The organism is Mesobacillus sp. (assembly GCF_047739415.1).
GTDB lineage: Bacteria > Bacillota > Bacilli > Bacillales > Cytobacillaceae > Mesobacillus.
This window is the reverse complement of record NZ_JBIQOE010000199.1, coordinates 1-10,130: the sequence shown is the minus strand read 5'-3', so window position 1 is coordinate 10,130 and position 10,130 is coordinate 1. Positions and strand designations below refer to the sequence as shown.

9 protein-coding genes are annotated in these 10,130 nt (G+C 44.1%); 5 read left to right on the top strand and 4 right to left on the bottom strand.

The features are described from left to right. Nucleotides 1-50 precede the first annotated feature (50 nt). A complete protein-coding gene (locus tag ACH0QE_RS15840; protein WP_415801546.1) occupies nucleotides 51-971 on the top strand; it encodes a methyl-accepting chemotaxis protein in 921 nt (306 codons plus the stop codon). A gap of 458 nt (nucleotides 972-1,429) precedes the next feature. Continuing rightward, nucleotides 1,430-3,094, top strand: a complete 1,665-nt coding sequence (gene rnjA / locus ACH0QE_RS15835; protein ID WP_415801545.1) for a ribonuclease J1 — start codon at nucleotides 1,430-1,432, stop codon at nucleotides 3,092-3,094. 295 nt (nucleotides 3,095-3,389) lie between these two features. Here rnjA and ACH0QE_RS15830 read toward each other — a convergent pair whose 3' ends face one another. Together ACH0QE_RS15830 and ACH0QE_RS15825 are read right to left on the bottom strand one after the other, a co-directional pair. Continuing rightward, nucleotides 3,390-5,246, bottom strand: a complete 1,857-nt coding sequence (locus tag ACH0QE_RS15830) for an LTA synthase family protein (RefSeq protein WP_415801544.1) — start codon at nucleotides 5,244-5,246, stop codon at nucleotides 3,390-3,392. A 245-nt stretch (nucleotides 5,247-5,491) separates the two neighbouring features. Then, entirely contained in the window at nucleotides 5,492-5,758 is a 267-nt protein-coding gene (locus ACH0QE_RS15825) for a hypothetical protein (RefSeq protein ID WP_415801543.1), read from the bottom strand. A gap of 88 nt (nucleotides 5,759-5,846) precedes the next feature. Between ACH0QE_RS15825 and ACH0QE_RS15820 the strand changes: the two genes are divergently transcribed. Both ACH0QE_RS15820 and ACH0QE_RS15815 read left to right on the top strand, forming a co-directional pair. Then, on the top strand, nucleotides 5,847-6,716 hold the full coding sequence (locus tag ACH0QE_RS15820) for a cation diffusion facilitator family transporter (RefSeq protein ID WP_415801542.1): 870 nt from the start codon (nucleotides 5,847-5,849) through the stop codon (nucleotides 6,714-6,716). A gap of 86 nt (nucleotides 6,717-6,802) precedes the next feature. Then, the gene (locus ACH0QE_RS15815) at nucleotides 6,803-6,994 is read left to right on the top strand and encodes a hypothetical protein (RefSeq protein WP_415801541.1); all 192 of its coding nucleotides are present in this window, start codon (nucleotides 6,803-6,805) and stop codon (nucleotides 6,992-6,994) included. A gap of 75 nt (nucleotides 6,995-7,069) precedes the next feature. Here ACH0QE_RS15815 and ACH0QE_RS15810 read toward each other — a convergent pair whose 3' ends face one another. Next, the gene (locus ACH0QE_RS15810) at nucleotides 7,070-7,255 is read right to left on the bottom strand and encodes a hypothetical protein (protein WP_415801540.1); all 186 of its coding nucleotides are present in this window, start codon (nucleotides 7,253-7,255) and stop codon (nucleotides 7,070-7,072) included. Nucleotides 7,256-7,331: 76 nt separating this feature from the next. Here ACH0QE_RS15810 and ACH0QE_RS15805 point away from each other — a divergent pair, with 76 nt between their 5' ends. Further along, complete coding sequence (locus ACH0QE_RS15805; protein WP_415801539.1) at nucleotides 7,332-8,282, top strand: TRM11 family SAM-dependent methyltransferase; 951 nt, start codon at nucleotides 7,332-7,334, stop codon at nucleotides 8,280-8,282. Between the two features lie 120 nt (nucleotides 8,283-8,402). Here ACH0QE_RS15805 and ACH0QE_RS15800 read toward each other — a convergent pair whose 3' ends face one another. Then, nucleotides 8,403-9,848, bottom strand: coding sequence for a DEAD/DEAH box helicase (locus ACH0QE_RS15800; RefSeq protein WP_415801538.1), 1,446 nt, complete (start codon nucleotides 9,846-9,848; stop codon nucleotides 8,403-8,405). Nucleotides 9,849-10,130: the final 282 nt, after the last annotated feature.

Below are 10,130 nucleotides of genomic sequence, written 5' to 3'. Positions count from 1 at the left end.
GTACGATAGTAATAGTAATTAGACTATCAAATGACAAAGAGGATGAAAATATGCTTACTAGTACGGAGCTAAAAAGTACACAGGTATTTCAGGAAGAAGCAGTATTGGCAGCAATCGAGAAATCACTGGCGATGATCGAGTTTGATCCTAATGGAACAGTGCTCTGGGCGAATGAGAACTTTGCCAGGACGATGGGATACCGAGTCGAAGAAATGCCAGGTTTAATGCATAAACAATTTTGCACAATTGAATTTGCAGGCAGCAGAGCATACACGGAATTATGGAGAAACCTGCGCAGCGGAAAAAGCTTTCAGGAAAAAATCCAGCGTGTCACCAAAAGAGGTAAGCTGCTCTGGCTTGAAGCGACTTATAGTCCGGTGTATGATTCCGCTGGTAAAGTCGCTGGCGTGGTGAAGGTAGCAACGGATATTTCCGAGCGTGAGATGAATACGTCAAGAGTAGCGGAGCAGCTTCAGCAGATGTCTGAAGAGCTGAGCAGCCGGGCTGAACTGGGCATTGCGAGAAGTGAAGAAGCAGCAACAGCCGCCAGCAAGCTTGTCGAAGAGTCAAAAGAAAATCTCGAAATTCTCGAATCGCTCAAATCACAGGCCAAATCGATCGGCAGCATTGTGCAGACCATTCGCGAAATTGCCGCACAAACCAACCTGCTTGCATTGAATGCGGCCATCGAAGCGGCAAGAGCCGGAGAACATGGAAGAGGTTTTAATGTCGTAGCCGGAGAAGTCAGGAAGCTCGCCACACGTGTCCAGGATTCCATCCAGGAAGTCAATGAACACATCGAAGGAATAGCAGGCGAAATCACCAAAATCAACGAAGCCACCCAGCGCTCGCAAAATGGCATCACCAAAAACCAGACACTCAATGAACAAGCGGTCGCCGCCTTCAAAGAAATCGGAAGTGCCGCTCACGAACTGGACCAGCAGGCAAAGACGTTCAAGGAAATATTGTAAGGACCACGGGCACCGCAATCATTTGATATGATGGCGGTGTTTTTGATGTTTTTGGAGGCAGTGAGTGTAGGTGAGATTCTAAAGAAAACTCGTTAGAGCAAGCAACTGCATTACCCGAAAAGGAGTGAAAGGAGGAAAAACGGTAAAAGCAGAGCCGCTGCATTACCCGAAATGAAGTGAAAGGATCAAAAACGGTAAAAGCAGAACAGTTGTATTACCCCAAAAAACAATCAGAATCCTCAGGCTGGAAAATTAATCCGTATCAGCAACTTTCTCCCTTAAATACTCGTCTCAATACTAAAAGGGATAGCAATATTTGTTGAAACGCTTATTTTATGGTATATTTTAAGAACTTCAAACCCCTATTTTCTCCAACCAATTTCTTCACTATTCTTTTTAGACTATGATTCCCATGGGAATTAATAAATACATTTGCACAAAGAAACAGGAGTTGAACTATGGACACGAAATTGAAAAAGGATCTTAAGATATTCGCCTTGGGCGGTCTTGGTGAGATCGGAAAAAATACGTATGTAATCGAATACAAAAATGAAATGGTGTTAGTGGACTGCGGAATCAAGTTTCCGGATAACGAGTTGTTTGGAATTGACTATGTGCTCGCGGATTATACTTATTTAAAACAAAATCAGGACAAGCTAGTCGGGATTTTTGTGACTCACGGCCATGAAGACCACATCGGCGGACTGCCATTTTTGCTGCAGGATGTAAAAGCGCCGATTTACGGCGGTGATTTTGCGGTTGAGTTAATTAAGTCAAAACTTCAGGAACACAAAATCAAAGGTGTCAAGTTCCACCAGATCGACAATGATACGGTCGTTGAATTCCAGAATATCAAGGTTCGTTTTTTCCGGACAACGCACAGTATCGCCGACTCATTCGGTGTCGTGGTGACGACTCCGGAGGGGAATATTGTCCATACTGGTGACTTCAAATTTGATTTAACTCCGGTTGGAAGGGGTACTGATTTTCAGAAAATCGCTGAAATCAGCAGTGAAGGGGTGCTGTGCCTGTTATCTGACAGCACAAACAGTGAGCAGCCGGGTTTCTCTGTATCTGAAAAACGTGTCGGAGAAGCAATTGAGGACATTTTCCAGACAGTGAAAGGACGTGTCATTTTCGCGACGTTTGCTTCTAATATTGACAGAATCCAGCAGGTGGTGAAGTCCTCACTTAAGCATAATCGTAAAATGGCGATTGTTGGGCGGAGTATGGAGAAGACTATAGAAATCGGGAGAAGACTCGGTTATATTACCGCACCAGATGAAGCATTCGTCAGCGTCAATGAAATTGGAAAAGTTCCTAGCGATATGCTGACAATCATCTGTACGGGAAGCCAGGGAGAACCGATGGCGGCACTTGCAAGAATTGCAAATGGCACGCACAGGCAAATCTCCGTTATTCCAGGAGATACAATTGTATTTTCGTCCTCGCCGATCCCGGGCAACACGATTAGCGTGAATCGCGTGATTGATAAGCTGCACCGTATTGGTGCAGAAATCATTCATCATAAAATCAGTGAAGTTCATACTTCCGGTCATGGGAAGCAGGAAGAACAGAAGCTGATGATCAAGCTGCTGAATCCAAAATTCTTCATTCCGATTCACGGTGAATACCGCATGCTTGACATGCACGTAAAGTTGGCGGAGCAATGCGGAATCCCGCGTGAAAACTGCTTTATTTTAGATAATGGAGATGTCCTGGAACTATCTGCTGATGGCGGGCAGGTTGCAGGGAAAGTACCAGCACAGCCAGTATATGTCGATGGCAGCGGGATCGGCGATATTGGACATATCGTGTTAAAAGACAGAAGAGTCCTGTCCCAGGACGGACTTGTGATCGTCACTATGATGATCGATCGCGAAAAGAAGCAGCTTGTCAACAAGCCGACAGTCGTGACAAGGGGATTCGTTTACGTTAGGGAGTCTGGCGACTTAATGAAAAATGTGGAAGAACTGATTAAGGATAAAATTGTTACAGAACTGGCGGGCGGCACGAAGGACTGGTCGAGCCTCAAGAAGGCAGTCATCGACGTAGTCAACCCGTTCCTGTACAGCCAGACTGGCAGAAGGCCAATGATCTTGCCGATTATTATGGAAGTATAATTCGAGAACGCTCCTTTATGGGGCGTTTTTTTACGTACATATGCTAGTAAAAATGCGAGAGTTTGTCTGGATTGAGTGAAGTGATGCCGGGTTCGGACAAAACAAAGCCACCTTCCCTGGAATTTGTCTGAAGTGATACCGGGTTCGGACAAAACGCGTAAGCTTTCTCTAGATTTTATCCGAAGTCATCCCAATACAAAGCCATCCATCCTAATCTTGTCTGAAGTTATCCATCTTAAAATATCAAATTCACACAAAAACCCCACTGACTCAAATCAGTGGGGTTCTCAATTATTTATTCTTCATTTTTTCCATAAAAGCGAAGCAAGTCGCCGTAAATAATCTGGTCTGAGTAGCTCAGTTCGTTCTTGGCATGCTCGACATAAGGTTCACAGCTTGCACCGTCTGTCGGTTCTCCTGTGGCCTTGTCGTAGCAGACACCTTTTGTATAGACTACATCTTCGGTAATGAAGCTGCCGTCTCTTAGAGCAACAAAGTTATCCTGCTCTTCAGAGAACATGTCTGATCCAAACTGAATATCCTGTTTTGTATCAATCCCCGCGAGATTCAGCAATGTAGGACGCAGGTCGATTTGACCAGTTACAGTCGAAATGGTCTTGCCTTCGTGACCCGGGATGTGGATAATCATTGGCACACGCTGCAACTGTGTTGACACAAACGGCGTGACTTCCTTGCCAAGGTATTGCTCCATTGCTTTGTTATGGTTTTCGGAAATTCCATAGTGGTCACCGTAGATCACGATGATTGAATCCTCGTAAAGACCTTCCGCCTTCAAATCTTCGATGAAAAGCTTCAAGGCTTCATCCGTATAGCGGACGGTTGGGAAGTAGCGGTTCAATGTGCCGCTGTTTGAATCAAATTCATCGATAAATTTGTCTTCTTCATCCAGTTCAAACGGGAAGTGGTTTGTCAGCGTAATGAATTTCGCGAAGAATGGCTTTGGCATTGCTTTTAATTGTTCAACTGACTGGTCGAAGAAATCCATGTCCTTCATGCCCCAGCCAACGGAATTTTCTTCGTTCACTTCATAATCCGGCAATGAGTAGAAACGGTCATAGCCGAAGTTATTGTACATTACATCACGATTCCAGAAGCTCTTGTTATTCGCATGAAGCTTCGCAGTATAATAAGAGTTTTCCTTCAGCCTTTCAGTAAGTGACATGTACTCATTTCCAGAGTTGGTGAAGAATACCGCTCCGCGTCCAAGCGGATATAAAGAGTTTTCAAATAAGAATTCAGAATCAGACGTTTTACCCTGTGCAGTCTGATGGTAAAAGTTATTAAAGTAATAGCTGTCTTTAATGAACTCATTCAAGAATGGCGTAATTTCCTGTCCATTCACCTTCTGTCCGATGACAAAATTCTGTGTGGATTCCACTGAAATGACAATAAGGTTCTTGCCCTTTGCGGCACCGAACATTTCTTTAGATGGTTCTTTATATTGAGCGCGAGTATAGTTCTCTATTTCAGTCAGCTGGTTTCCATCTGCCAAGGCTCTTTGTGCAGAGGTTTTGGTTTGCAGGTACGCATCGTAGATATGATGATTGTACGTACCGATATTCTTAACAAGGATTTCCCTGTCAAACGTACGAGTCAACAATTCAGGACGCTCGGACTCAGAAAGCCCAAGATTGAAAAATGCAAGACCGATCGCGCTGAAGTAAAACGCTGTTGCATATACGCTTTTGTACTTTTTAAAAGAAATTTTAGGTGTTTTTACAAAAGCCAGGGCTAGAATAAACAAGGCATCGGCAAAATAAATGATATCAGTCCAGCCAATCAATTCCCCGACGCTGCTCTTTAAATCGCCCATATTGCTTGTCTGTGTCAACAGTGGAATTGTGATGAAATCACTGAATTCCTTATAGTAAACAACATTTGCGTAAAGAATAAAGGATGTGATGAAGCTCGTCACAACAACGAAAACTTTTTGCTTTCTTCCTGCCATGAAAATCCCGAGGCCCAGGACAAACATAAGGAAGCTTAAAGGATTGATGAACAGAATGAATTCCTGCATTTTATTTTCAATATCTATATCAAAATTAAATTTATAAACGGTGTAGGTTTTAAGCCATAATAGTACAATGGCAATCAAAACGAAACTTACGGACATTTTCTTTTTTGTCCCCATGCAATCCCTCCTAGGATTCTATTGAAGCTTACATTTTACCACAAGTGAAAATAGATTTGTAGCCGTGCCGTTAATCGCGTAATTTTCCGATATTTATTAGTACGAATTTAACCACTGAAAGGTTTCTGGTAATTACTTCTATTTCTTCTTGTTAAGAAGGCATTTCACTTTGATTAGTGTCTAGCTTCAGCGCCTAGCCAGTTTTCATCCCTGAGAACGCTTCTTCGAGTATCTTGCGATAAGCGTTAGCTTTGAGCAGCTCGAGTCGCATGTCTAGTGTCGCCTCCTAGAAACTCCGAAACTTCAACTCCGCCGGCAGAAGCAAAAAGCGCTTCTTTGTCGGAGTCTCCAGTTTCTGTGTTTCTGTACAGTCGGCTATACATTTCGATTTCGGTCCGCCCGATGAAGTCAAAGAACGACTTTACCGGTCGGCCCTCCAGCGCTTGTCGGGGCTGACCAAGGCGCTTGCGCTTTTCTTTTTGCCTGAGGAAACTTTTTTGCTTCTCTGTCAATTAAATGGGCAAGGATAAAAAGGTTGCTATAGACTCACTCGCTCCTTGATTGTTAAAATGTTCTAGCAGTTGAATGGAGGCCAGTCCCATGAATGAACAACGTTATTCAAATTTAAAACTAGGTGAACGCGGTGCAATTATAAGCATCCTCGCTTATATACTTCTTTCTGTATTGAAACTTTCTGTAGGTTATATCAGCGATTCCGAAGCATTGAAGGCTGATGGTTTGAATAATACGACCGATATTCTTGCCTCGCTGTCCGTCCTGATCGGGTTGAGGCTGTCACAAAAACCTGCGGATGAAGACCATCTTTATGGCCATTGGAAATCGGAAATGGTCGCATCGATGGTCGCATCTTTCATCATAATCCTTGTCGGTTTCCAGGTGTTAACCAGCGCCTTCACATCATTTTTAGAAGGAACTGCAGAAGCACCAGATCTTATTGCTGCCTGGACAGGAATATTGTCTGCATTGATTATGTATTTCGTGTATCGCTATAACCGTAGCCTCGCACTCAAAATAAAAAGCCATTCGGTCATGGCCGCGGCTAAAGATAACCTGTCCGATGCATGGGTGAGTATCGGAACAGCCGTCGGCATCATTGGCTCCCAGTTTGGTTTGCCTTGGCTCGACCCCGTGACCGCATTCATTGTTGGCGCATTAATATTAAAAACGGGCTGGGACATCTTCCGTGAAGCATCCCACCAGCTGACAGACGGCTTTGATGTAGACCTAATTAAAGAATATAACGAAACCATCTGTAATATTCCTGGTGTCAAAGGAATTAAGGATTTAAAGGCACGCAGCTACGGAAACAATATTGTCGTTGACTGCGTCATCACAGTGAAACCTACCCTCGACATCAGCACCGCTCATGATATCTCGACGAGGGTCGAAGATAAGCTCATGGAAGAATACGATATATATGACGTCCATGTTCATGTAGAACCGGATTGATTAAGAAAAAGTTATGAACGACTATAGACTTGTTCATGCTATACTTAGCGGGACTATTAGATTTCGAAGGGTAAAGGTATAAATTGATGAAGTTTGTAAAATCTCAAATGAAACAATTGATTAAGGATCATCCAGAACTGCAAACGCGCTTATCCAGTTTGATGAAAGAACATGAATTGGAGAAGAACTTTGCCCTTAAGGCTTTGTATCATTCTGAAGTAGCTGAGGGCGGAAAGTATCAGCTCGCATACCAAGCGCTTGACTTGCCCAAGGGGTAAGTCATTTTTATTTCGATTTCCACAAGGCAAGTTATATGATATGGAATGAGAAATTTTTAACACTTAGATTAGTGTCTAGCTCCAGCGCCTAGCCCCTCGAGACGTTTGTCTAGTGTCGCCTCCTAGAAACTCCGAAACTTCAACTCCGCCGGCAGAAGCAAAAAGCGCTTCTTTGTCGGAGTCTCCAGTTTCTGCGTTTCTGGACAGTCGGCTATACATTTCGAGTTCGGTCCGCCCATTGAAGTCAAAGAAAGACTTCAATTGTCAGCCCTCCAACGCTTGTCGGGGCTGAGCAAGGCGCTTGCGCTTTTCTTACAGCGGAAGGATTTGAAACTGATTGGAATTCACTAACTTTGAGCCCAAGTCTTTTATATATAATTACGCTTTTCCAGATGAAGAAAAAGAGTTGTGCGCACTGGAAATGCGCTCGTTTTTTGGGGAGGATACAGAATCCAGCGTCCTGGAGAGCACTTTGAAAATTGATCCAAGCCGCAGTCCGTTTATAAGGGGACGAATGGATGTCATCCTTGAAGGTGAGCAAATTGAGGACCTAATTGAGCAAGTGAAGAAGATAGAATTGACTGGCTCTACTTTTAAAGTGATGTATGTAAAAGTGGCAGGTCCTGCCAAGGTAGCTTTTAAAGAAAGGCGCCGATTCGAACGGGAAGTGGGTCTGCATATTCCCGGAGAGCCGGAGCTCGTAAATCCAGATATGCTGTTTGGGATCATGAAGGTAAACGAGCGTTGGGTATTTGGTGAATACCACAGCAGTGAAGCGGTCTGGCTGAACCACCAGCAAAAACCGCATAGCTACTCAACCTCATTAAGCACCCGTGTCGCAAGAGCCGTAGCCAATATTGCCGTTCCTGATCCATCTGGAGTTAAAGCGATCGACCCATGCTGCGGAATTGGAACAGTAGTGGTCGAAGCATTGTCGATGGGGATCGACATCGTTGCCAGTGATATCAATCCGCTCATACTGCCTGGAACAAGGGAGAACATCGCGCATTTTGGCTATGAAACGGACGTAACGTTTAAGGACATCCGCAAAGTCACTGGGAGCTATGACGTAGCGATCATTGATATGCCGTACAATCTGTGCTCGGTAATCACACCCGAAGAGCAGCTAGAGATGCTTCAAAACACATACGAATTCGCTGATAAAGTAGTCATCGTCACGATTGAACCAATCGACTCTATCATCGGAAATGCCGGCTTTGAAATTGCTGATCGTTGTGTCGTGAGGAAAGGGACCTTCGAACGCGAGATCATTGTATGTATAAAATAAAAAAATTAAGGACGATTATGCGTGTCATAATCGTCCTTTCTTCTTGTGTAGATATAAATTTAGTTGTGGATTACTACATGTAGTATTCTTAATCCAGCTACAGCGCTTGCGCTTTTTGTTCTATTTGATCGCCTTGCTGACTCTAAGTTTCTTTCCCTTGATCGTTGCATTCTCCATTGCCTGAATGACAAGCGAGCCTTTTCCGTTCAGGATATCGACATAGGACATTGTATCGTGGATCGTGATGATGCCGATATCGTTTGCTGATACTCCAGGGATTTTCGCGATTGTACCCACGAAGTCGACGGCGCGAAGCTTCTTCTTTTTGCCGCCGCTAAAATGAAGTTTCATGATATCCTGGTTGATGCGGGCTGTTTTGTTGTTTTTCACGACACGGCGGCCGCTGATTTTTTCGTCGAAAGCAGCCTGGTTTCTTGCAACGTCCTGCTTGCTCGGAGCTTCTGTCACAGGAATCTCAAAGCCAATGTAGCGTTCGATTGCCCTGATGAATTTTCCTTCATAAGGTGTAGCAAGTGTGATCGCTTTTCCTTTGTTTCCGGCGCGCCCAGTTCGGCCTGTCCGGTGCACATAACTCTCCTTTTCCATTGGAACGTCATAGTTTATGACTAGCGAAACGTTATCGACGTCAATCCCCCTTGCAGCGACATCGGTGGCCACTAGATAACGGAAATTCCCCATCTTGAAGCCATCCATCACTGCAAAGCGGTCTTCTTGTTCCAGCCCGCCATGAAGTCTTTCACAAGAATAGTTTGCTTCTTCAAGCTTGGCAAACACGGTATCGACATTTTCCTTCGTCCTGCAAAAAATGATACAGCTGTCTGGGTTTTCAACAACCGTAATATCCTTTAGAAGGGAGATCTTGTCCTCTTCTTTCACTTCGATCAACATATGGTCAATCGTATTTGTCGTAATACCGGTAGAAGCGATTTCGATGTTAACAGGATCCTTCATATATTTATGGCAGAGATTTTCAACATCCTTGGGCAATGTCGCAGAAAACACCATAGTAATCCGATTTGGAGGAAGTTCTTCTATAATGGATTCAACAGCATCAATAAATCCCATGTTAAGCATTTCATCAGCTTCATCGATGATTAGATATTTTATTTGGTCCAAAACCAGCGTTCCTCTTTCAATATGATCAATGACGCGTCCAGGTGTACCGACGACAACATGAGTTTTTTGCTTCAATTCCTCTTTCTGCTTCGAGAAAGGCTCCTTGCCATAAACGGCCATAGCCTTGATCCTTTTGAAGCGACCGATATTCGTGATATCTTCACGAACCTGTACAGCCAGCTCCCTGGTCGGAGTGAGAATCAACGCTTGTGGATTCTTTTCCTCCCAATCAACCATATCGCAAATCGGAATTCCGAATGACGCCGTCTTTCCGCTTCCTGTCTGGGATTTAACAACAAGATCCTGATCCTGCAACGCCAATGGAATTACTTCTGTCTGAACCTCTGTGGGACTTTCATATTTCAGCACACTAAGTGCTCTTTTAATTTCATCGCTTAAATTATAATCATCAAAACTTCTTTGGCTCATTAATTAACCTCTTTTATTTTTTATTTGTCTAGCTCCAGCGCCTAGCCCCTCGAGACGTTTCGGTCCTGCCAATGAAGTCAAAGAACGACTTCACTGTCAGGCCCTCCAACGCTTGTCGGGGCTGACCAAGGCGCTTGCGCTTTTCTTGTAGTTAAGGAAACTATAAAATTTTTGAGTTGTGGATAACTTCATGAAGTTTTCTTAATCCAGCTCCAGCGCCTAGCCCCTCGAGACGCTTCGGTCCGCACAATGAAGTCAAAGAACGACTTCACCGGTCGGCCC

Coding starts and splice junctions, on each gene's coding strand:
- ACH0QE_RS15840 (WP_415801546.1), top strand. CDS start 51: ATGCTTACTAGTACGGAGCTAAAAAGTACACAGGTATTTCAGGAAGAA.
- rnjA (WP_415801545.1), top strand. CDS start 1,430: ATGGACACGAAATTGAAAAAGGATCTTAAGATATTCGCCTTGGGCGGT.
- ACH0QE_RS15830 (WP_415801544.1), bottom strand. CDS start 5,246: ATGGGGACAAAAAAGAAAATGTCCGTAAGTTTCGTTTTGATTGCCATT.
- ACH0QE_RS15820 (WP_415801542.1), top strand. CDS start 5,847: ATGAATGAACAACGTTATTCAAATTTAAAACTAGGTGAACGCGGTGCA.
- ACH0QE_RS15815 (WP_415801541.1), top strand. CDS start 6,803: ATGAAGTTTGTAAAATCTCAAATGAAACAATTGATTAAGGATCATCCA.
- ACH0QE_RS15800 (WP_415801538.1), bottom strand. CDS start 9,848: ATGAGCCAAAGAAGTTTTGATGATTATAATTTAAGCGATGAAATTAAA.